Origin of the sequence: Pseudomonas sp. MIL19 (genome assembly GCF_028680365.1) — a bacterium.
Lineage (GTDB): Bacteria > Pseudomonadota > Gammaproteobacteria > Pseudomonadales > Pseudomonadaceae > Aquipseudomonas > Aquipseudomonas spirodelae.
Map to the genome: position 1 here is coordinate 92,855 of NZ_JAPPVG010000002.1, position 23,299 is coordinate 116,153.

Below are 23,299 nucleotides of genomic sequence, written 5' to 3' on the forward strand. Positions count from 1 at the left end.
TCGAGTCCGCCGCGGCTAAGCGCCCTAGTACCTAACAATAAAGGCATGCTTTCCTTGAAGAAAACCAGCGCCCGCCACACGAGCACATTCAGTGTTGTCATCCCTTTGGCTATCGGTCTTGCACTGAGCGTGCTGGCTGCCTTATGGCTGCACAATAGCAATCAACGTCAGGCCCAGACCGCCTTACAGCAAGCCACCGAAGAGAAAGCCGATGCGGTAGCCCGGCGGGTGCGCCTCTATCAATATGGTTTGCGCGGTGCCCGCGGCGCGATTGTGACCTTGGGTGAACATGGCATCAGCCGCAGGCTATTTTCCGCGTATAGCCAGACACGCGATATCGACCAAGAATTCACAGGGGCGCTGGGTTTTGGCTTTATTCGCAGGGTGCGTCCGGCTGATGAAGCCACGTTTGTGCAGCAAGCACGCAACGACGACAAGCCCGACTTCAATATTCGCCAATTAGCGCCCCATAGCGGTGAGCGCTATGTCATCCAATATATGGAACCTGAAGCGCGCAACCTCGCGGCTATCGGTCTGGATATCGCGTCCGAACAGAACCGCCGCGAAGCGGCGTTTAACGCCTTAAAAACCGGCACCGTTCAACTGTCTGGGCCTATCACCTTGGTCCAGGCCAGCGGCAAGCCGTTGCAGTCTTTTCTTATTCTTCTGCCGATCTACCGCACCAGCACGACCCCTGAAACAGAAGCCGAGCGGCTGCAACAAGGCTTCGGTTGGAGCTACGCCGCCCTGCTCACAGAACAAGTGCTCAGCGGCTTGCCGTTCAGCACCAAAGATGTAGACCTGCGTTTACGCGATGTTACCGATCCTGCAAAACCGGTTCTGTTCTATGAAGAGACGCATCAACACAACCTGCACGCTGAAGGCCTGAGCAGCACCTTAGAGAGAGAGGTGTTTGGCCGCCGCTGGGAAATCCAACTGATTGCCCACCCCGTATTTATTCAAGGCCTTAACCAAACCTCTCCGCAACTGGTACTCGGTATTGGGGCGTTGCTCAGCGTTTTGCTCGCCGCATTGAGCGCGGCTTTCGGTGCAAACCGTCAGCACCGGCGCCAGGTAATTGCGGAACAGGCCAAGCAAGCAGCCATTGTAGAAAGCTCGCGCGACGGCATTATCGGTAAAACCCTAGACGGCATTGTCACCAGTTGGAACAAGGGGGCTGAGCATATTTTCGGCTTCAGCAGTGAGGAAGCCGTCGGCAAAAGCCTGCTTGAACTGATCGTTCCGGAGGAATATCGAGCCGAAGAAACCAATATTCTCAAGCGCATAAACGCCGGCGAGTCTATCGAGCACTATGAAACCTATCGTCGCCGCAAGGACGGCAGCCTGGTCGAAGTATCCGCGACCATTGCGCCCATTTTCGATGAGCAGCACCAGATCATCGGTATTTCCAAAACAGTGCGCGACATCACCCAACAGAAGGCTGCTGAGACTGAAATCAGGGAACTCAATGCCAGCCTGGAAAAACAGGTAATCGCGCGCACTGGCGAACTCAACAAGCTCAACACCCTACTCAATACCGTGCTGGATTCGGCCTCTGAACTATCAATTATTGCCACCGACACCCAAGGGCTGATCACCCTGTTTAACCAAGGCGCAGAACGCCTTCTGGGCTATAGCGCAGAAGAGATGATCGGTCTACAAACCCCTGCCGTTATTCACCTACCCGAAGAAGTGCGCCAGCGTAGCGCTGAACTCAGTCAGCGCTATGGCCAAGCCATTGAGGGTTTCCGCACCTTTGTCCACCGTGCCGAGTTGGATGGCGCTGAGGTTTGCGAATGGACCTACGTGCGAAAGGATAACTCGCACCTCACCGTGACCTTGATGGTCACCGCCATGCATGGAATTAACGGCGAGCTGGTTGGCTACCTTGGTATCGGCATTGACATCACCCAACGCAAAGCGGCAGAAGCGGAACTGGCAGCAAGCTTGGAAATTACCCGAGCTGTTTTGGACACCGCGCCCAACCCGGTGGTGACGTTGGATAGCAGCGGACGAATCCATACCCTAAACCCCGCGGCCAAACAGGCATTTGGCCTAGAGGACGCCACGGACACGCACTTTCTGCCGGCCTTGCTCAGCCCGGCTTCACAAGGCCCGTTACTCCGGCTGATTGAGCACGCCGCCGCAGGCGAGCGTGACCCGGCCCAAGTGTCTGCCGAACTCATGGGGCGGCGATCGGATGGCAGCGAATTTCCGGTGCAACTGTCTGTCGGGTTGATGCACGCCGGCAAGCAGTTGCTGGTCTGTGTGATCACCGACCTGAGTCAGCAGGTGCAACTGCGCCAAGAGCTCCTGTCCACCCGCGATCAACTGTTAATGGCCGCCGACGTGGCAGAGTTGGGCATCTGGTCATGGTGCCTGACCGACAACAGCTTGCAGTGGAATGAACGCATGTATGAGTTCTATCAACAGCCACTGAGCCTAAGCGAAACAGGCCTTACCTATGAGCACTGGCTCGCTCGGGTACACCCAGACGATGCGCCTATAGCGGCGGCTAAGCTCGAAGCGGCGGTTGCTGGCAAAAGCATTTACGATCCAATTTTTCGTATTGTGCGGCCCGATGGCACGACCCGCATCATTCAAGCCGGCGCACAAATAGAGATGGACGCCGAGGGCAATCCGCTCAAAGTCACCGGGATCAATCGCGATATCACCGCTCAGCGCCAAGTGGAATCATCGTTACGTTTTGCCAAAGAGCAGGCCGACTCCGCTAGTGCAGCCAAAAGCGCTTTTCTAGCCAATATGAGCCACGAGATCCGCACGCCGCTGAACGCAGTACTGGGCATGCTGCACCTGGTGCAGGCCACCGAGCTTAATCAGCGCCAGCTCGATTACATTCAGAAAGCCTACGGCGCCTCCCAATCGCTGCTGGGGCTACTTAACGACATCCTTGATTATTCGAAAATCGAAGCCGGCAAGCTGCAACTTGATCTGCATCCGATTCAGCTGGAACCACTGATGTGTGACCTCGCGGTGGTGCTCAGCGGTAACCAGGTGCAGAAAACAGTGGAGGTGATGTTTGACCTCGACCCTGCATTACCCGCGGTCTTGATTGGCGACAGTCAGCGCCTGCAGCAGATTCTGGTCAATCTCTCGGGTAACGCACTCAAATTCACCGCGCAGGGTAACGTGATTGTCAGCCTGCGCCAGCTTGAGCGCAGCGAGACGCAGGTTAAGGTGCGCATTGCGGTCACAGATACGGGCATCGGCATCACGGATGAACAACTCAAGCGTATTTTCGACGGTTTTTCCCAGGCCGAAGCCTCCATCAGCCGGCGCTATGGCGGCACCGGTTTGGGCCTGGCAATCAGTAAGCGGTTGATCAACTTGATGGGCGGCGAACTGCAGGTAGAGAGCCGCGTCAGCGAAGGCAGTCGCTTCTGGTTCGACCTTGAGTTCGCTATCGACGCGCAGCAAACCCCAATTAAAGCGGCGTGCGCTGTGGTCGGCAAAAAGCTGCACATTCTGGTGGTCGACGATAACCCTGTGGCGCGCGAGCTCCTCGTGCAAATGAGCAGCGACCTTGATTGGTCTGCTGAAGCGGCTCAAGACGCGACCGAGGCCATGGCCTGTGTAACGGCAGCGCACGCTAAAGGACAACCCTTCGACCTGATATTGATGGACCTGATAATGCCCGGCATGGACGGTCTTAACGCCGCCAGGCTAATTCGCGACTCAGCCGGTGATGCGCGCCTGCCACTGGTAATCATGGTGACCGCACACGGCCGCGAAGCCTTGGCAGACAGCGAGCAGGACGCCGATGCACCGTTTGCCGCGTTTTTGACCAAACCGGTAACCCCCAAACAACTGGCCGATGCCGTGGCACGGGTAATCAGTGGTACCTCGGTGAGGCGTATCACCCCAGCTTATAACGTCTCAAAACACCTAGAAGGCCTGCGTCTATTGGTGGTTGAGGACAACTACTTAAACCGCCAAGTCGCCCAGGAACTGTTGATGGGCGAAGGCGCGCAAGTGCTCCTGGCAGAAGGCGGCCAAGAAGGTGTGGACACTGTTGTCGCGACGCCAAACGTTTTCGATGCGGTGCTGATGGATATCCAGATGCCTGGCATCGATGGGCTTGAAGCCACCCGGCTGATTCGCCAAGACGCCCGCTTTGCTGACTTGCCCATCATCGCCATGACCGCCAATGCGTCAGTGGCGGACCGTGAAGTGTGCCTCGCGGCGGGGATGAGTGACCACATCGGCAAACCCATTGATCTAGATAAACTGGTGGCGACCCTGCAGCACTGGACGGGAACCACTGCGCCGGAAAACGACGCGAGCGAGCCCCACTCAGGCGCGGCTACTGAGAATAGCGAAGCGGTACTGCGTCGCTTTGGCGGCAATCTCAAATTGCTACAACGCATGCTGAGCAACTTCGAACCTGAAATGCGTAAGCAACTGCAGCAACTGAACTCACACGCCAGCCAAGGCGACGTAAAAGCAGTCTTGGCGCAGCTGCATATGCTCAAGGGCAGTGCCGGCACCATGGCGCCAGGCAATTGGCAGCACAGGCGGCCGACCTTGAGCAGCAAATCAAACGGCTAGAGCCCGCCGCTGCCGGCGAACTTCTGGCCCGCCACAACTGGCGCGAGGCGTTGGCAGGCATGCTTGAGCAGAGCCTTGTCGAACTTAACTCAGCCTTTCTCGCACCTGCTGAAGCCCAAATAAGCCCTGTAACGTCGCGACCCACAAACGATTGGCAGCACTCGCTACGCAATGTTCTTACCTTGCTGGCAGCCGGTAACCTGCAGGCTATTGAACAGACTGAAGCGATGGTGCATAACATCCCGAGGCAGTGGCAGAGCCATTTCGCCCAGTTTTGCCAGGCAGTCGACTGCTTAGATTTCCCCAGCGCAAGCGTGCTGGGTGATGAGCTTCTTAACCTCGCTCAAGAGAATTGATATGGGTTTCTGGATAGAGCATTACCAGGGTCGACCTAAATTACTCGTGGTGGACGATAAGCCGATCAACATCCGTATCATCAATGAGCTGTTTCGCGCTGACTGCGACCTGCACATGGCCACTCACGGCGCGCAGGCCATCGCAGTCAGTAAAACCTTGCAGCCTGACCTGATTTTGCTCGACATCATGATGGACGGCATGGACGGACTTGAAGTCTGTCGACGCCTGAAAATGGACCCGGCAACAGCCGCCATCCCGGTTATTTTCATCACCGCCAAGCGCGAAGAAGACGATGAAGCCTTAGGCCTGGAGCTGGGTGCCGTTGATTACATCAGCAAGCCGCTGAACTCGGCGATCGTCCGGGCGCGGGTTAAAACCCACCTCACCCTCAAGTTGCAAAACGACTACCTCAAGGGGCTGGCGCGTGTGGATGGCCTGACCGGTATTCCAAACCGCCGGGCCTTTGATGTGCGACTGGCGCAAGCCTGGAGTCAGGCCTGCCGAGAAGGCAGGACGCTGTCCTTGATGATGATCGATATCGACTATTTCAAACGCTATAACGATCACTTCGGTCATGTGCAGGGCGATGAGTGCCTGCGCCAGGTTGCCAAAGCCATCGCGCAATCCGTTAATCGCCCGTATGACATGGCCGCGCGCTTTGGCGGCGAAGAGTTCGCCTGCATTCTGCCGGAGACAAATCTGCAAGGTGCGCTGATATTGGCCGATAAAATCCAGGCCCGCATCAGCCAGCTAGCCGTCGCCCACCCCGGCTCTGAAGTGAGTAAGTGGGTCTCACTTTCCATTGGTGTGGCGAGCCTGCAACCCCGCATCGACAGAGAGCCCAGTGAGCTGATTGCCCTGGCTGATCAGCAGCTTTATCAGGCCAAGCAAAATGGGCGTAATCAGATATTTAGCCTGGCTGCTTGAACAGCGTGGGCGCTCATCTGACGCTCACTAAAAAGCCGCGGCCTGAATGATCAGGCCGCGGCTTTGTTTTTACACCCTTGCGGGCTTATGCGTGATGATCAAGCCAGTTCGAAACGATCCAGGTTCATCACCTTGTCCCAGGCGGCGATGAAGTCGTTGACGAACTTCGCCTGTGCGTCGCGGGTGGCATAGACCTCAGCCAGAGCGCGCAACTGCGAGTTAGAGCCGAATACCAGATCCACCTGGCTGCCGGTCCATTTCAAGTCACCGGTATTGCGATCTCGACCTTCCAGCACGCCGGCGGTGGCGGACGGCTGCCATTTGGTCGCCATGTCGAGCAGATTGACGAAGAAGTCATTGCTCAGGGTTTCTGGACGCTTGCTCAACACCCCATGCGAGGATTGCCCCACGTTGGCATTTAGTGCGCGCAGGCCACCAATCAACACGGTCATCTCTGGTGCGGTAAGGTCCAGCAGTTGCGCCTTGTCGATCAGCATCTCGGCAGCAACGCTTTCGTAGCCCTTGCTCGCATAGTTACGGAAGCCATCGGCCTTGGGCTCCAACGCATCGAAGGACTCGACATCGGTCTGTTCCTGCGTGGCATCTGTACGGCCTGGGGTAAACGGCACATCAACTTCAATACCGGCCTTCTTCGCCGCCGCTTCAACCGCTGCCGCACCACCCAGGACGATCAGGTCAGCCAGGGAGATTTGCTTGCCGCCGGTTGCCGTTGCATTGAAGTCCTTCTGCAGCGCTTCGAGCTTAGCCAGTACCTTAGCCAGCTCAGCGGGCTGGTTAACGTCCCAGTCCTTCTGCGGTGCGAGGCGAATACGCGCACCATTGGCACCACCGCGCTTGTCGCTGCCACGGAAGGTGGAAGCCGAAGCCCAAGCAGTGTTGACCAACTGTGCAATCGACAGGCCGGACGCCAGTACCTTGGCCTTGAGGCCAGCAATATCTTGCGCATCAACCAGGGCGTGCTCAACAGCCGGCACGGGGTCCTGCCATATCAACTCTTCCTGTGGCACCAGTGGGCCGAGGTAACGCGCACGTGGCCCCATGTCACGGTGAGTCAGCTTGAACCAGGCGCGGGCGAAAGCATCAGCGAACGCTTGCGGGTTCTGATGGTAGTGCCGCGAGATTTTCTCGTAGACCGGGTCCATACGCAGCGACATGTCAGCGGTGGTCATCATCGGCGGATGCTTTAGCGCAGGATCATGGGCATCAGGAATCAGGTGCTCAGGCTTGCAGTTGATCGGCGTCCATTGATGCGCACCAGCCGGGCTCTTGGTTAGCTGCCACTCATAACCGAACAGCATGTCGAAATAGCCGTTATCCCAAGTAGTAGGGTTAGGCTTCCAGGCTCCTTCAATGCCGCTGGTGGTGGTGTGTACGCCTTTGCCAGTGCCAAATTTGTTGATCCAGCCCAAGCCTTGCTCTTCAATCGGTGCCGCTTCCGGCTCCGGGCCCACCAGCGACGGGTCGCCTGCACCATGGGCTTTACCGAAGGTGTGCCCACCGGCTACCAGTGCCACGGTTTCTTCATCATTCATGGCCATGCGCGCAAAGGTTTCGCGTACATCGCGGCCCGAACCCAGTGGGTCGGGGTTGCCGTCCGGCCCTTCAGGATTGACGTAAATCAGACCCATTTGTACGGCCGCCAATGGGTTTTCCAGGTTGCGATCACCGGTGTAACGGCTGTTGGGTTTATCGCTGGTAGCGAGCCATTCGTTTTCCGCACCCCAGTAGGTGTCTTCTTCTGGCTCCCAGATATCCGCGCGGCCACCGGCAAAACCGAAGGTCTTGAGGCCCATGGACTCCAGTGCCACGTTACCGGCCAGGACGAACAGGTCGGCCCAGGACAGCTTACGGCCGTACTTCTGCTTGATCGGCCAGAGCAGGCGACGCGCCTTGTCCAGGTTGCCGTTATCCGGCCAGCTGTTGAGGGGCGCAAAACGCTGGTTGCCGGTGCCTGCACCGCCGCGGCCGTCATGAATACGGTAGGTGCCAGCAGCGTGCCAGGCCATACGGATCATCAGACCGCCGTAGTGACCCCAGTCGGCTGGCCACCAGTCTTGCGAGTCGGTCATAAACGCGTGCAGGTCCTTGATCACGGCATCCAGATCAAGGCTCTTGAATTCTTCGGCATAGTTGAAGTCAGCCCCCATAGGGTCGGACTTGGAAGAGTGCTGCTGCAAAATTTTCAGGTTGAGCTGGTTCGGCCACCAATCGGCGTTCTTCGGTGCGCCGCCAGATACGCTATTTTTGCCTGCGCCACTGGAGAATGGGCACTTCGCTTCGTTTGACATGATTCACTCCTGTTGTATTCACCTACCGGATGCACATAGCTTCGTGGCTGGGCAGTCAACGAGCCAATAGGATTTCGGTATGAGCGTTATAGTCCTCAGTGAGTATGGCATCGCCCGCTGAATAGTCGCGCTCACCAAACAGCAAGCGGATGTGTCGCGAGCGTCAGCTCAATAGGATGAAATGTAAGATGCCCACGCAGCCTGTGCGTTCACCCACCAAAGGCCGTAGATCTATGGAACAGTTGCCTCCCAACAACGTCAGCGACGAGGAACTGCTGGCTTATATGAACCGTCAGTTGGGTTCTGGTCGGGTTAAATCCAGCGTGCTGGTCAGCCTCACGCAGCAGACCTTTAGCGATGTCAGCCATACGCGCATCGTTCAGTGTTTTAACCAGTTGCACTCATCACTGCTCAAACGCTGAACTCGGTGAAGGGGAAATATGACCCTGGGCATCAATCTAGGCTTGTTTGCCTATTCGCTGACGATCATCCTTGCGCTGCTGGCGGTGTACCTGGAAAGACAATCTAGGGCACGCGCACACTATTTGAGCTGTCGGCGCCGTCTCTGCGTTAGCCGACACACCCGTTCCCTTCGGAGATTACGATGTCCCGCCCCACGTCAATCACCCCTCTGCTCACCCTGATTGCTCTCGCCTGCTTCGCCATGCTTGGTGCCGCGCTGCTGCTGCAACACCTGCTTGGTTGGGAGCCTTGCACCCTGTGCATTCAGATTCGGTTATGGCTGCTCTGTGGTGGGGTTATCAGCTTGCTGATTCTGGCGCTCGAGGCCCTTGGCGTGCGTTGGTTGAGCCTACTGCTATGGCCGCTGCTACTGGCTGCAAGCGGCATGGCGGTGTATGACAACACGCATCTGCTGCTGATCGAAATCGGCGTACTGGAAAGCTCCAGCTGCTCGCCCTTCCCCTTCTATGCCTTCTACTTGCCGCTGCATGAGTGGCTGCCCAGCGTCTTTATGAGCGCAGGCGTGTGTGGCGAGAACGACTACAGCATTCTCGGCCTCTCGTTCACCTACTGGACCTTGGCTGGCGTCGCCCTGCTATTGGCACTTTGCCTGTATACGGCCTGGCGCGCCATTCGCCGCTAATCGCGGTTGCGCACTGAGCGGCGACCCGCAGCCGCTTACCCGCAAGCGGCTATCGCGGGTGGTTGCTGCGCGTTGGTGGTAATACGCCAGTAGCTGGATGGGCTAAAGCGCGGCGTCAACGCCAACATCAATGCAATGCACACCACCATCAACAGCCAGGTCGTGGAAAAACCGCCCGTTATTTCGCGCAGCAAACCACCGGCGGCGGGCGCAAGCGCATTGATCAAAAAACCAAAACCCTGCACAAAGGCCGCTAGCTGACCGGCGGCACTTGGCTCCTGCAAATGGTCAAGGGTGAGGATCAGGCTCAAGGCAAAGCAGGCGCCCAAACCGAAACCGATCAGTGCTACCCACAGCAGCGCAGCTTGTTGCGGCGCGAGCAGCAGCCCGGCAAAACCGAGTAATTGCGCCATCAGGCTAATGCTCAGCAAACCACGGCGCTCACGCGTGCGCTGGGCAAGCGCTGGCATGCCTAGCGCGGCCAGCACCTGAAACACTGTCATCCAGGCCAATAGCGCGCCACTGTTCTGACTGCTCCAGCCCAAGTGCTGGTAATAGGCCGGTAGCCAGGCCACGACGGCCATATAGCCGCAGTTGCTGAAACCGAAATACAACGCCAGGGTCCAGGCGCGCTTATTGCGGACAAACCGACTAAGCCGTTGCTCGACAGACAGGCTTTGCGCAGCGCGCCAAGGTGTTTGCAGCCAGAGCAGCAAGGCGAGTAACGCGGGTAACGCCCATAGCGCCAGCCCGGCATGCCAATGGCCAAAATTATTCGCCAGGCGCGGGCTAAACCAGGCGGCAAGACCGCCGCCGCTCATCAATGCCGCCGAATAAATGCCCATCGCCAGGGCCACGCGGCCGACAAACCGACGTTTGATCAAGCCCGGTACCAGCACCTGAATCAGCGCAATACCCAAGCCGCCCAACAAGGCCGAGCACACCAGCAGCACGCTGTGATCGATGAGCCCGCGAACCGCACAGGCCAGCAAAATGCACAGCAAACCCAGGGCAATGCCCCTGCCCTCACCCAGACGAGCCTCGACCTGAGCACTGAGCAGCGCCACCAAGCCCATGCACACCACCGGCAAGGTGGTGAGCAGGCCGGCCATCTGAAAACCCATGCCGACGCTGCTGCGAATGTCATTCAACAGCGGGCTGATCGACGTCAGGCTCGGTCGCAGGTTAAGCGCCAAGATCACCAACACCCCCACCCAAGCGCAGGTACGCAGTCCTGGGCCCGCATGTCGCGACAGTTGCTTAAGCATGCTCGGCATACCAGCGTTGATACAGCGGCGTCATCGCGCTGTGTGCGGCATGCTCGATGCGCAGACGCTGTTGCGCCAACGGCAAGCTCAACTGCTGATAAACCCCCGCCGTGGACAAACCAAAAGGCTCACCCTCGGCATTGGTGGCGGCAAACACCACCCGGCTGATGCCGCACAGGTGCATGGCGCTCAGGCACATGGGGCACGGTTGGCCGCTGGCATAAATCACACAGCCCTCCAGGCGGTTGCAGGCCAGCAGCTGACTGGCCTGACGGATACACAACAACTCGGCATGCGCCGAGGGATCAAAGCTCACGTGCATCTGGTTACTGGCTGCGGTCAGCTGCTGGCCTTCACGGACCAACACCGCGCCAAACGGTCGGCCGCCTTGCGCCACGTTGGCTTCGGCGAGGCGGATGGCCTGTTCAAGAAAATCGCGATCACTACTCATGGCGCACTCATCGTTGGGCTAATCAATAACGGGGATTATCCCGAGCCGGCAAAGTATGCTGAAATTAAATATAAGCATGCCTATCAGTTGGCTCAGGAATACTTTGATGCTTGATCACCTGCTCTTGCGCAGTTTTGTTGCCGTGGCCGACTGCGGTAATTTCACCCGCGCGGCTGAACGCCTGCACCTCACCCAGTCGACCGTTAGCCAGAAAATACGTCGCCTGGAGGACAACCTTGGCTGCCGTCTGCTTGATCGCAGCGCCCGGCAGATACTGATGACCGCCGAAGGCGAGCAACTGTGCAGCTATGCCCGGCGCATTCTGGCGCTGCACGATGAGGCCGACGATGTGCTGCGCAACCAGCAAAGTGAGGGTGTACTGCGCCTCGGCGTTCCGGAGGATTTTGCCGCCGAACGCCTGATGCCCCTGCTCGCCGACTTTGCCGACACGCAAACCAGTGTGCGTTTAGAGGTCAGCAGCGGGCTCAGCCCGGAGCTGCTGCGGCAATACCGCGATGGCCAGTTTGACCTGCTCCTGAGCAAGCAAATGAACCCCGGCAGTGATTGCCTAGCCGCCTGGCCGGAGCCGTTGTGTTGGGTAGACAGCCGGCAGCGCCCGGCCTGGGAACGTGAGCCGTTAGCGCTGGCGGTCTTTGCTCCCGGTGGTTTGTATCGCCAGGAAATGATTCAGACGCTGGAGATGCAGGCCCGTAACTGGCGTATTGGCTATTCCAGTACCAGCCTGGCCAGCGTTTGTGCAGCGGTGGCGGCAGGCCTGGGCATCAGTTTGCTGCCACGCCGCGTCCTACAGGCTGACCACCAGATCATCGACAGCCTGCCGGCTATCGAGGGCATGCACCTGGTGCTGTATGCCCGGCCTAACCTGGGCCAGGCCGGCAGCCTGCTCAAGGAGCGTCTGTATCAGCTGTGCCAGGATCAGTCTGCTGCGCAGCCGTAGGGTGCTCGTCCAACAACTGCTGTTGCTGCCAGCCGCCGCCGAGCGCGGCAATCAGCTGCACGCTGGCAGTTAAGCGGCTGCCTAGCAGCGTCAGGTTGCTGCGCTCGTTATTCAGCGCCGTGGCCTGCACGTTAACCACGCTGTTGAAGTCGACAGTGCCAGCGCGGTACTGGTTTTCGATCAGGCGCAGGGATTCACGGGCGGCGTCCAGCGCTTCTTGCTGCACTAAGGCTTCCTGCTGCAGCACACGCAATTGCACTAGGTAGTCCTCCACTTCGCGGAAGCTATCGAGCACGGACTGACGGTATTGCGCCACGGTCTGATCGTAAGCCGCCTCCGTGCGTTCCAGTTCGGCGCTGCGCGCGCCACCATCAAACAACGTCAGCGCCAGTTGTGGGCCGAGCGACCAGAAGCGGTTGGGCAAATCTATCCAGTCGGCAAAGCTGCTGCCCCGGTAGCCGCCGCTGGCGGAAATAGTCAGGTCCGGGTACCACGCCGCTTCAGCCACGCCGATATCGGCGTTGGCGGCCATTACCCGGCGTTCGGCGGCGGCCACATCTGGGCGGCGTTCCAGCAGTTGCGATGGCAGCGCCACGGGGATTGTTGGCAACACCGGCAATTGCTCGCGCACAACGATGCTCAGCTCACTGGGCGGCACGCCGATCAGTACAGCAATCGCGTGTTCCAGCTGGGCGCGCTGCCATTGCAGATCAATCGCCTGGGCCTGGGTGCTTTTCAACTGGGTCAGCGCCTGGCTGACATCGGATTTCGGCACGATGCCGGCGTTGTACTGGTTCTCCGTAAGCTTCAGCGAGCGCGCATAGGCCGCGACAGTGGCATCGAGCAGGCGCTGCTGATCATCCAGCACACGCAGTTGCAGGTAATTCTGCACCAACTCCGATTGCAGGCTGAGTTTCAGCGCGGCCAGATCGGCAGCGCTGGCTTCAAAACCGGCGCGACTGGATTCCAGCGAGCGGCGCAGCTTGCCCCAAATGTCCAGCTCCCAGGCCGCATTCAGGCTGAGGTCATAGTTGGTGGATACACCGCTGCTGCTCGAACTGGTGCCGCTGGATGCATTCTGGCTGCCAGTGCCCTGCCCGCTGCGGCTGGCCCCGGCGCTGCTCGACAGGCTCGGGTAGAACGCTGCACGCGCGCCACGCACCAGGGCGCGGGCCTGCCGGTACTGCGGTTCGCTGGCGGCCAGGTTCTGGTTAGAAATATTCAGCCGCTCAACCAGGGCATTCAGCTCGGCATCGCCATACAGCTGCCACCAACTGCCGCGCGCCAGCACATCGCGGGGCTGGGCCTGGGTCCAGCCTTCAATCTGTTTGAACTGCGCCGGGGTTTGCAGCTGTGGGCGCTGGTAGTCCGGGCCGATGGCGCAGGCACTCAGGGCCAAACTTAATGCCAACAAGGCGGGTAAGCGGTAGGCAGTCAACACATTCATAACGGGGTTTCCAAAGCAGCGTCAGTGCGCACACCGCGCCAGCGGTTAACCCGGTGGCGCAGGCGGTCGAAATACAGGTAAATCACCGGCGTGGTGTACAGGGTCAGCAGTTGGCTCAGTACCAAGCCACCAACGATGGTGATGCCCAGCGGCTGGCGCATTTCCGAGCCTTCGGCGCTGCTGAGCATCAGCGGCAGTGCGCCAAGGATCGCCGCCAGGGTGGTCATCATGATTGGGCGAAAACGCAGCAGGCAGGCCTGGCGAATCGACTCCGCCGGGCTCAGGTGCTGCTGGCGCTCCAGCTGCAGGGCCAGGTCGATCATCAGAATCGCATTCTTCTTAACGATGCCGATCAGCAGGAATAACCCGAGCAGCGAAATCAGGCTGAACTCGATGCTCATCAGCTGCAACGCCAGCAGTGCGCCCACCCCGGCCGAGGGCAAGGTGGAGAGGATGGTCAGCGGGTGCACATAGCTCTCGTAGAGCACGCCGAGGACGATATACACCACCACCAAGGCCAGCAGAATCATCCACGGCTGGTTTTGCTGGGTCTGCTGGAAGGCCCCGCCAGTGCCGCCGAGCACGCCTTGTACGTCAGTGGGTAACCCGATGCGCGCGATGGCACGTTCAATGGCCTGGCTGGCTTGATCCAGGCTGACGCCTTCGGCCAGGGAAAAGCCAATGTTTTCCACGGCAAACTGCCCTTGGTGGCTCACCCGGTCTTCTTCCAGGCTGCGCTCCCAGCGGGCGAAACTGGACAGCGGCACCCGCGCACCGTCGGCGGTAATCAGCTGAATCTGCTCGAGGGTTTCCGGGGACTGGGCAAACTGCGGATTGATCTCCATGACCACGCTGTACTGATTGAGGCTGTCATAGATGGTCGAAATCTGCCGCTGGCTAAACGCATTGTTGAGTACGGCGGTGATCATGTTCATGTCCACGCCCAGGCGCTTGGCCACATCGCGCTCGACCACCAGACGAATCTGCTGCGTGCCTTCAACCTCCGTGGCGTCAATGTCGGTCAGCTCTGGCAAGGCACGCAGCGCCTCGCGCACGGGCGGCAGCCACTTGCGTAACTCATCCAGATCACCGGACATCAGCATGAACTCGTTTTCCGAGCTGCGCCCTTCCCGGCCACCGATCTGCAAATCTTGGTCGGGCATCAGGAACAACCGCCCACCCGGCACTTTCGGCACCTCTTTGCGCAGACGATTGATCACCGCCTGGGCGCCGATCTTGCGCTCTGCGATGGGTTTGAGGCGCACGATCATAAAGGCGTTATTAATCCCGCCGCTGCCGCCAATAAAGCCGGCCACGCTGTCCACCGCCGGGTCTGCCAGCACGGCGCGGCGGTAGATTTCCATTTTCGGCTGCATGACTTGGAATGACAGGCCGTCATCGCCACGAATAAAGCCGATCAGCTGGCCAGTGTCCTGCTGCGGCATAAAGGTTTTTGGCACGCTGACAAACAGGAAGATGTTCAGCGCAATGGTCGCCAGCAGGCTGAACAGCATCAGCAGCGAGTGGCGCAGCGCCCAGTCCAGGCTGCGTTGGTAGAACGCCAACACGCGCGCCTGCACGGCTCCACCCAAACGCTGCATGGCGCTGGGCTGGTGTTCGGCGGTTTCGGCCTTGAGCCAGCGTGCGCAGAGCATCGGCGTCAGGGTCAGCGACACCAACAGGGAAATCACGATAGCTACCGCCAAGGTGATGGAAAACTCGCGGAACAAACGCTCGACGATGCCGCCCATAAACAGGATCGAGATAAACACCGCGACCAAGGAGAGGTTCATCGCCAGCAAGGTAAAGCCCACTTCGCGTGAGCCCTTGAAGGCTGCAGCCATGGGCGTTTCACCAGCTTCGATATGCCGCGAGATGTTCTCCAGCACGACGATGGCATCGTCCACCACCAACCCGGTGGCGATGATCAGCGCCATCAGCGACAGGTTATTCAGGGAGAAATCCAGCAGGTACATCACAGCAAAGGTGCCGACCAATGACACCGGCACAGCCAGGGCGGGAATGAGTGCGGCGCGCCAACGCCCGAGGAAGGCGAACACCACCAGAATCACCAGCACCACGGCGATCAGCAGGGTTTGCTCGGCCTCATGCAGGGTCGCGGTGATCACCGGCGAGCGATCCATGGCCACCTGCAAGGTGATACTGGCGGGGATCACCGCTTGCAGCGCCGGTAACTGCTCGCGGATGCCGGCGATGGTTTCAATGATATTGGCGCCGGTCTGCCGGTTAATCACCAGCAGCACCGCCTGCTCATCGTTGAAAAAGCCGCTGTTATAGCGGTTCTCTACGCCATCGGTAACGGTCGCCACATCGCCCAGGCGCACCGCGGCGCCGTCCTGGTAGCGAATAATCAGCGGCAGGTAATCGGCGGCTTTTTCCAGCTGATCACTGGCCTGCACCTGCCAGTGCCGCTCGGCATCCTCCACTGCACCTTTCGGCCGTTTGGCGTTGGCCGCGCTGATGCTCTGGCGTACTTCATCCAGGGCAATGCCGTAGTGATCGAGCAGGCGTGGCTCCAGGGCCACGCGCACGGCGGGCAAGGAGCTGCCGCCGATTTGCACTTCACCCACGCCGGTTACCTGCGCGAGTTTCTGCGCCAGGATGGTCGAGGCCACGTCATACAGTTGGCCCTTATCGAGTACATCGCTGGACAGCGACAGCACCATGATCGGTGCTTGCGACGGGTTGACCTTGGCGTAGGTGGGCATGCTGCGCATACCGCTGGGCAACAGCTCGCGCGAGGCGTTGATGGCGGCCTGCACCTCACGGGCGGCGGCGTTGATATCGCGATCCAGATCGAACTGGATCATGATCCGCGTGCTGCCCTGGCTGCTGCGGCTGTTCATCTGGCTGATGCCGGCGATGGTGCCGAGTGAGCGTTCCAACGGTGTGGCCACACTGGAGGCCATGATTTGCGGGCTAGCGCCCGGCAGGCTGGCCTGCACGGTGATGGTCGGGAAATCCATCTGCGGCAACGGCGCTACCGACAGCAGGCCGAAGCTGACGCCGCCGAGCAGCAGAATTGCCAGGCTCAGCAGCAAGGTGGCGACTGGCCGGCGGATAAAGGGCGCAGAAAGGTTCATCGGCTGACCACAAGCCCGGCCGCGCTGCGACCACTGATACGCCGCGAAAGCCGATCAAAATACAGGTAGATCACTGGCGTGGTGAACAGCGTCAGTACCTGGCTCAGCATTAACCCACCGACCATCACCAAGCCCAGCGGCTGGCGCAGCTCCGCCCCGGAGCCGGTCGCCAGCATCAGCGGGATCGCGCCAAACAGCGCCGCCAGAGTGGTCATCAGAATCGGCCGGAAACGCAGCAACGCCGCCTGGTAAATCGCCGCTTCCGGCTGCATGCCCTGGTTGCGTTCGGCGTCGAGGGCGAAGTCGATCATCATGATCGCGTTCTTCTTGACGATGCCGATCAGCAAGATGATGCCAATAATCGCAATCAACCCCAGCTCGTTACCGCTGATCAGCAACGCCAGCAGCGCGCCGACTCCCGCCGAGGGCAAGGTGGAGAGAATGGTGATCGGGTGGATATAGCTCTCGTAGAGCACACCGAGCACGATGTACATGGTGATGATGGCCGCGAGAATCAGCAGCAAGGTGCTCGACAGCGAGGCGCGGAAGGCTTCGGCGGCGCCCTGAAAGCGCGTCTGCACCGCCGCTGGAATGCCGATCTCCTGCTTGATGCGCTCAATCACCGCCACCGCCTCACCCAGCGATACGCCACTCGCCAGGTTGAATGACAGGGTGGCCGCGGGGAATTGACCGATATGGTTGATCAGCAGGCTGGCCGCACGTTCCTCGACCTGGGCCAGGCTCGACAAAGCGACCTGTTGGCCATCAGCAGCCTTGACGTGAATCTGCCGCAGCGCCGCCGGGCCGATGCTGCCGGCGTTTTCGCTTTCCAGCACCACGCGGTACTGGCTGGCCTGGGTGTAGATGGTCGAGATCTGCCGCTGGCCGAAAGCGTCGTACAGGGCGTTATCGATGTCCGCCACACTCACCCCGAGGCGCCCGGCCATGTCGCGATCGATCTGCAGAAACATCTGCAGGCCACGGTTTTGCAGGTCGCTGGCCACGTCAGTCAGCTCCGGCTGCTCACGCAGCGCGCTGACCAGCTTGGGCACCCACTCTTCGAGCAGGCTGATATCCGGCGACTCCATGCTGAACTGGAACTGCGTGCGACTGACCCGATCCTCGATGGACAGGTCTTGCACCGGCTGCAGATACAGCTCGATACCGGGAATCCGCGCCAACTCGGGGCGCAGGCGTTCGATGATCTGACTGGCGCTGACATCGCGCTCGGCCCGTGGCGTCAGGTTGATTAACAGGCGGCCGCTATTGAGCGTGGGGTTATCGCCATCTACGCCGATGTAGGACGACAGGCTGGCGACGGCCGGATCCTGCAAAACCACCTCGGCCAGGCGCTGTTGGCGCTCGCTCATGGCCTTGAAGGAAATCGACTGCGGCGCCTCGGAAATGCCCTGGATAACGCCCGTGTCCTGCACCGGAAAGAAGCCCTTCGGCACTGCCAGGTACAACAGCACGGTCAACGCCATCGTGCCAATGGCGACTAAAAGCGTCAGCGGTTGATGCTTGAGCACCCAGGTTAGCCACACGCCATATTGCGCGATCATGCGGTCAATCACGGCGCCGGCCGCACGGTAGAAGCGCCCTTCTTCCTCAGGCTTTTCGGCCTTAAGCAAGCGCGCGCACATCATCGGCGTCAGGGTCAGGGAAATCACCAGCGAGATCAGGATGGCCACCGCCAGGGTGATGGCGAACTCACGGAACAGCCGCCCGACCACATCGGCCATAAACAGCAGTGGAATCAGCACTGCAATCAGCGAGATGGTCAGCGACACCAGGGTAAAGCCGATTTGCTTGGCGCCTTTTAACGCGGCATTCAGCGGCGTTTCGCCCTCCTCCAGATGGCGGGCGATGTTCTCCAGCATGACGATGGCATCGTCCACCACAAAGCCGGTGGCGATGGTCAGGGCCATCAGCGTCAGGTTGTTGATGGTGAAACCCGCTAGGTACATCACGCCGAAGGTGCCAATCAGCGACAGCGGCACGACAATGGACGGAATCAGCGTGGCCGAGAGCTTGCGCAGAAACAGAAAGGTCACCAGCACCACCAGGGCGATGGCCAGCAGCAGTTCATGCTGCACGCCCTTGACTGCGGCGCGGATGGTCTCGGTGCGGTCGGTCAGCACGCTGACCTCAACACTGGCCGGCAAGCCCTGGGTCAGGTGGGGCAGCAGCGTTTGGATACGGTCAACCACATCAATCACGTTGGCGCCGGGCTGGCGCTGCACGTTAACCAATACGGCCTCGTTGCGATTGGCCCAGGCGGCTAGGCGCTGGTTCTCGGCGCCATCGATGATGTCTGCGACGTCTTTCAGGCGCAGCGTGGCGCCGTCCTTGTAGCCCAGTATCAGCTCGCGGTATTCATCGACAGATTTCAGCTGGTCGTTGGCATCCAGTTGCGACACCCGGGTCGGCCCGTCGAAGTTGCCTTTGGGCTGGTTGACGTTACTGGCGGTGATCAGCGTGCGCACATCGCTGAGGTTCAAACCGTAGGACGCCAAGGCCTCAGGGTTGACCCGCAGGCGCACCGCCGGTCGCTGCCCACCCGCCAAGGTGACCAGACCAACGCCGCTGGTTTGCGCAAGCTTTTGCGCCAGGCGGGTGTCGACCAGGTCAAACACCTGCGGCAGCGGCAGGGTTTTCGAGCTGATGGCCAGGGTCAGCACCGGGGTGTCAGCCGGGTTGACCTTGTTGTACACCGGCGGCGCCGGCAGATCGCTGGGCAGCAGGTTACTCGCGCCGTTGATCGCGGCCTGCACGTCCTGCTCAGCGACATCCAGCTTCACCTCCAGGTTGAAGCGCAGGCTGATCACCGAGGCGCCGCCGGAGCTGGTCGAGGACATCTGCTTTAGCCCGGCCATCTGGCCGAACTGGCGCTCAAGCGGCGCGGTGACCGCACTGGTCATCACATCGGGGCTGGCGCCTGGATACAGGGTCAGCACCCGAATGGTCGGGTAATCCACTTCCGGCAGCGCCGAGACAGGCAGCATCCGGTAAGCGATCAGGCCGCTGAGGAATATCGCCAGCATGATCAGCGTGGTGGCGACCGGGCGCAGGATAAACAGGCGAGAGGCGTTCATTGGGCGCGCGGCGCTCCCATGCGCTCAGGCGTAGCCACGTCCTTCTGGGCAGTAACCGGTTTATCGCCGATTACCTCGACCTTGTTGCCGGAGCGCAGGCGGTCAGTGCCTTCCAGCACCAGGCGATCGCCCGGTTTGAGGCCCTGCTCCACCACGCTGAGTTGACCATCGCTGGGGCCGACGCTGATTGGCGTCAGCTGCACCTTGTCTTCTTCGTCCACAACATAGGCGAAGGTGCCACTGGCGCCGAACTGCAGCGCGGCGGCGGGCATCAGCGTGACGTTTTGCAGGGTTTTCACCCGCAAGCGAACGTTGACGAATTGATTGGGGAAGAGCTGCTCTTCGGCATTGGCGAAGCGCGCCTTGAGTTTGATCGTGCCGGTGGCGGTGTCGATAAGGTTGTCGAGGCTTTCCAGCTCGCCTTCGGCCAGTTTGAGTTTTTCACTGCGATCCCAGGCCTCGACAGCCAAGGTATTGCCGGTACGCATTTGTTGCACCACCGCTGGCAGTTCGGCTTCCGGCAGGGTGAACATCACGGCAATGGGCAGGGTCTGGGTGATGACTACCAATGGCAGGGTATCGCCGGAACCAACCAAGTTACCGACATCCGCCTGACGCATACCCAGGCGGCCGCTGATCGGTGCGCGCACCTGAGTGAAATCGAGGTTAAGCCGCGCGGTGGCGACATCCGCCTGCAAGCTCTTGAGGTTGCCGCGGTACTGGTTAACCAGCGCTTCCTGGGTGTCGAGCGCCTGCTTGGCTATTGAGTCTTCGGCGTATAGCCCGCGGTAGCGCTTAAGGTCCAGCTCGGCATTACGCAGCTGCGCCTGGCGCTCTTGCAGTGCGCCCTGCGCCTGCTGCAGGGCGATTTCATAGGGCCGCGGGTCAATCACCGCGAGCAGCTCACCCGCCTTGACCTGCTGACCATCCTTAAACAGCAGTTTGACCAATTGGCCATCTACCCGGCCGCGCACATTCACCGTGTTATAGGCCGTGACCGTGCCCAGGGCTTTGAGCTCAACCGGGAAATCACCCTGGCTCACACTGGCCACGCGCACCGGTACCGGGCCCATATCGCCAAAACGGCCACGGCCCATTTCCGGGCCTTGTTCTGCACTGGGCCAAAACCACCAGAGCAGCAGGCTCAGCGCGGCGAGCGCAAGCAGGCCAATCAGCCATTGGCGCGACAGGTTACGGGTACGGTTGCTGAGCTGTGTATCAGGCATGGCGACGATCACTTCCTTGGGGAGCCTGAACGATATTGACTATCAGCTCCCGTGCAAAGGTTCTTTACCGCCTATTTACCTTTCTCTTACGTAACTAAATATCTGATCCGAATAGAAAATCGTCGGATTGGCGTTCAGCCTCGCATCGCAACGACCCGCCGGGATAACAAGCCATAAATAAAAACGGCCTGCAAAGCAGGCCGTCGATGATGCGAAGTGTGCGCTTACTTGAGTACAGCCATTGCAGCTTCGTAGTTCGGCTCGTCAGCAATTTCAGCAACCAGCTCGCTGTGCAGCACTTTGTCGTTTTCATCCAGCACTACGACCGCACGGGCAGCAACGCCCACCAGTGGACCGCTGGCAATGGCCACGCCGTAGTCCTTGAGGAACTCAGCGCCGCGCATGGTCGACAGGTTGATCACGTTTTCCAGACCTTCAGCACCGCAGAAACGCGCCTGGGCGAACGGCAGGTCGGTGGAGATGCACAACACCACGGTGTTGGCCAGCTTGCTGGCATTGGCGTTGAACGTACGCACGGACGTGGCGCAGGTCGGGGTATCGACGCTTGGGAAAATATTCAGCACTTTGCGCTTACCGGCCAGACTGGCCAGGCTCACATCGCTCAGGTCGCCGGCGACCAGGCTGAAAGCGGGGGCTTGCTGGCCCACCTGTGGCAGTTGACCAGCGACTTCAACCGGGGAACCTTTAAGGGTGACTTGTGCCATTGGAACAATCCTTTTTCAGCGAAATTGGAGACGGTTAACAAGTAAGGGCGCGAACCCACCAAATGGCAAGCCCGCGCCCTCTTGAAGACGGGCAGGGAGAACTGACCAGAAAGTCAGACTACCCTGCTCAGTCATACGGCACATCAATTTTTAGCGAAATAATCCTTGGTCAGTTTGACCACGATCGGGCTCAGCAGTATCAGCGACAACAGGTTAGGAATCGCCATCAGGCCGTTGAGGGTATCGGCCACCAACCAGGCGAAATCCAGCTGGGCAATCGCACCGAACGGCACCGCCAGCACCCAGAGAATGCGAAACGGCATGATCGACTTGGTGCCAACCATGTATTCCCAGCACTTCTCGCCGAAGTAGCTCCAACCGAGAATGGTGGTAAAGGCAAACACCACCAGAGCAATGGTCAGAATGTAGCCACCGACGCCCGGCATGGCCGATTCAAAGGCCGCCGCCGAGAGTGCCGCACCGCTTTCACCGCTGGTCCATACACCGGAGGTGATGATCGCCAGACCGGTCATCGAGCAGATGATGATGGTGTCGATAAAGGTCCCGAGCATGCCGATCATCCCCGAACGCACCGGGCTGTTGGTGGTACCGGCCGCCTGCGCGATACCAGCAGTACCCAGGCCCGCTTCGTTGGAGAAGATACCGCGTGCCACACCGAAGCGAATCGCCGCCATAACTGCTGCACCGGCAAAACCACCGGTGGCAGCGGCTGGGCTAAAGGCATAGGTGAAGATCATTTCGAAGGCTGCTGGAATCTCAGAGGCGTTCACCACAAGCACCACGAACGCGGCAATGATGTAGGCCACGCACATAAACGGCACCAGGGTCGCAGCGACCTTACCGATGCGCTTGATACCGCCAAGGATCACCAGGCCAACAAAGACCATGGTGACCAAACCGGTGGCCCACAACGGTACGTTGAAGGTGGTTTGCAGGGCCGCGGCCATGCTGTTGACCTGCACCATGTTGCCGATACCGAAACCAGCAAAGCCGCCGAAAATGGCGAATGCCGTACCCAGCCACAGCCACTTTTTGCCCAGGCCGTTTTTGATCGCGTACATCGGCCCGCCAACGTGCTCGCCGCGCTTGTCCTTCTCACGGTAGTGCACCGCCAGTACCACTTCGCAGTACTTGGTGGCCATGCCGACCAATGCGGTGCACCACATCCAGAACAGTGCGCCCGGACCACCGAGGAAGATCGCGGTGGCCACACCGGCGATGTTACCGGTACCCACAGTGGCAGCCAGGCAGGTCATCAGCGCCTGGAAGGGGCTGATTTCGCCGCTTTCCTCATCGCCTTTCTTGCGGCCTTGCCACATCAGTTTGAAGCCAGCGCCGATCTTGCTCAGCGGCATAAATTTAAGGCGCAGCATGAGGAACAGGCCGGTGCCGAGAATCAGCACCAGCATGGGTGGCCCCCAGACCACGCCATTGAGTTGATTAACCAGGGTGTTGACGAATTCCATGCTCATTTCCTTATTGTTTTAGTGAACGCGAGGTGGGTACCCATCGCTTATCCGATTGCCGGGTAGGCAACGCTGTTAGGCAAACGCGAGCCGGGTTGGTGCGCGGGCAAACAGCGAATCGGGCTATACCAGTCAGCGCAACGGCTGCCCAGTGCTCAGCGGCAGCCAGTATAGGGAGACTGTGATAGTGATTTTCACCGTTTAGATTTCAACGCTCAGACGTTTTGAGCGCGGTGCGCAATTTAAACGCGAATTAACTGGCTTAATCCAG

Annotated in this window: 15 protein-coding genes; 6 read left to right on the forward strand and 9 right to left on the reverse strand. The window is 59.7% G+C overall.

Annotation, left to right across the window (positions count from 1 at the left end; genetic code table 11):
- The first annotated feature begins 54 nt into the window (after nt 1-54).
- The 3 genes from N1078_RS02250 to N1078_RS02260 are packed head-to-tail and all read left to right on the forward strand — an operon-like array spanning nt 55 to nt 5,853.
- Nucleotides 55-4,569, forward strand: a complete 4,515-nt coding sequence (locus tag N1078_RS02250; RefSeq protein ID WP_274086580.1) for a PAS domain S-box protein — start codon at nt 55-57, stop codon at nt 4,567-4,569.
- 59 nt (nt 4,570-4,628) lie between these two features.
- Entirely contained in the window at nt 4,629-4,925 is a 297-nt protein-coding gene (locus tag N1078_RS02255; protein ID WP_274086581.1) for a hypothetical protein, read from the forward strand.
- 1 nt (nt 4,926) lies between these two features.
- Nucleotides 4,927-5,853, forward strand: coding sequence for a PleD family two-component system response regulator (locus N1078_RS02260; RefSeq protein WP_274086582.1), 927 nt, complete (start codon nt 4,927-4,929; stop codon nt 5,851-5,853).
- 98 nt (nt 5,854-5,951) lie between these two features.
- Here N1078_RS02260 and katG read toward each other — a convergent pair whose 3' ends face one another.
- Nucleotides 5,952-8,162, reverse strand: coding sequence for a catalase/peroxidase HPI (gene katG, locus N1078_RS02265; RefSeq protein ID WP_274086583.1), 2,211 nt, complete (start codon nt 8,160-8,162; stop codon nt 5,952-5,954).
- 233 nt (nt 8,163-8,395) lie between these two features.
- Between katG and N1078_RS02270 the strand changes: the two genes are divergently transcribed.
- Both N1078_RS02270 and N1078_RS02275 read left to right on the forward strand, forming a co-directional pair.
- Nucleotides 8,396-8,584, forward strand: coding sequence for a hypothetical protein (locus N1078_RS02270; protein WP_274086584.1), 189 nt, complete (start codon nt 8,396-8,398; stop codon nt 8,582-8,584).
- A 182-nt stretch (nt 8,585-8,766) separates the two neighbouring features.
- Nucleotides 8,767-9,267: a disulfide bond formation protein B gene (locus N1078_RS02275; protein ID WP_274086585.1), complete on the forward strand. Its 501-nt coding sequence runs from the start codon at nt 8,767-8,769 to the stop codon at nt 9,265-9,267.
- 35 nt (nt 9,268-9,302) lie between these two features.
- Here the strand turns inward: N1078_RS02275 and N1078_RS02280 are convergent, their stop codons facing one another.
- Together N1078_RS02280 and N1078_RS02285 are read right to left on the reverse strand one after the other, a co-directional pair.
- Nucleotides 9,303-10,535 (reverse strand): CynX/NimT family MFS transporter, encoded by a 1,233-nt coding sequence (locus N1078_RS02280; protein WP_274086586.1) that lies wholly within the window; start codon nt 10,533-10,535, stop codon nt 9,303-9,305.
- Entirely contained in the window at nt 10,528-10,986 is a 459-nt protein-coding gene (locus N1078_RS02285; RefSeq protein WP_274086587.1) for a nucleoside deaminase, read from the reverse strand. Before N1078_RS02285 ends, N1078_RS02280 begins: the two co-directional genes overlap by 8 nt.
- Nucleotides 10,987-11,092: 106 nt before the next feature.
- Here N1078_RS02285 and N1078_RS02290 point away from each other — a divergent pair, with 106 nt between their 5' ends.
- Nucleotides 11,093-11,944: a LysR family transcriptional regulator gene (locus tag N1078_RS02290; RefSeq protein ID WP_274086588.1), complete on the forward strand. Its 852-nt coding sequence runs from the start codon at nt 11,093-11,095 to the stop codon at nt 11,942-11,944.
- On the opposite strand, the gene N1078_RS02295 is transcribed toward N1078_RS02290, so the two are convergent.
- From N1078_RS02295 to N1078_RS02320, 6 genes are all read right to left on the reverse strand, one after another.
- Complete coding sequence (locus tag N1078_RS02295; RefSeq protein ID WP_274086589.1) at nt 11,892-13,391, reverse strand: efflux transporter outer membrane subunit; 1,500 nt, start codon at nt 13,389-13,391, stop codon at nt 11,892-11,894. The two genes, N1078_RS02290 and N1078_RS02295, sit on opposite strands and share 53 nt — an antisense overlap.
- A complete protein-coding gene (locus N1078_RS02300; RefSeq protein WP_274086590.1) occupies nt 13,388-16,495 on the reverse strand; it encodes an efflux RND transporter permease subunit in 3,108 nt (1,035 codons plus the stop codon). Before N1078_RS02300 ends, N1078_RS02295 begins: the two co-directional genes overlap by 4 nt.
- Nucleotides 16,492-19,590, reverse strand: a complete 3,099-nt coding sequence (locus tag N1078_RS02305; RefSeq protein ID WP_274086591.1) for an MdtB/MuxB family multidrug efflux RND transporter permease subunit — start codon at nt 19,588-19,590, stop codon at nt 16,492-16,494. Before N1078_RS02305 ends, N1078_RS02300 begins: the two co-directional genes overlap by 4 nt.
- Entirely contained in the window at nt 19,587-20,816 is a 1,230-nt protein-coding gene (locus tag N1078_RS02310) for an MdtA/MuxA family multidrug efflux RND transporter periplasmic adaptor subunit (RefSeq protein WP_274086592.1), read from the reverse strand. Before N1078_RS02310 ends, N1078_RS02305 begins: the two co-directional genes overlap by 4 nt.
- 224 nt (nt 20,817-21,040) lie before the next feature.
- Complete coding sequence (gene tpx, locus N1078_RS02315) at nt 21,041-21,541, reverse strand: thiol peroxidase (protein WP_274086593.1); 501 nt, start codon at nt 21,539-21,541, stop codon at nt 21,041-21,043.
- A gap of 143 nt (nt 21,542-21,684) precedes the next feature.
- Complete coding sequence (locus tag N1078_RS02320) at nt 21,685-23,028, reverse strand: alanine/glycine:cation symporter family protein (RefSeq protein ID WP_274086594.1); 1,344 nt, start codon at nt 23,026-23,028, stop codon at nt 21,685-21,687.
- Nucleotides 23,029-23,299 lie beyond the last annotated feature (271 nt).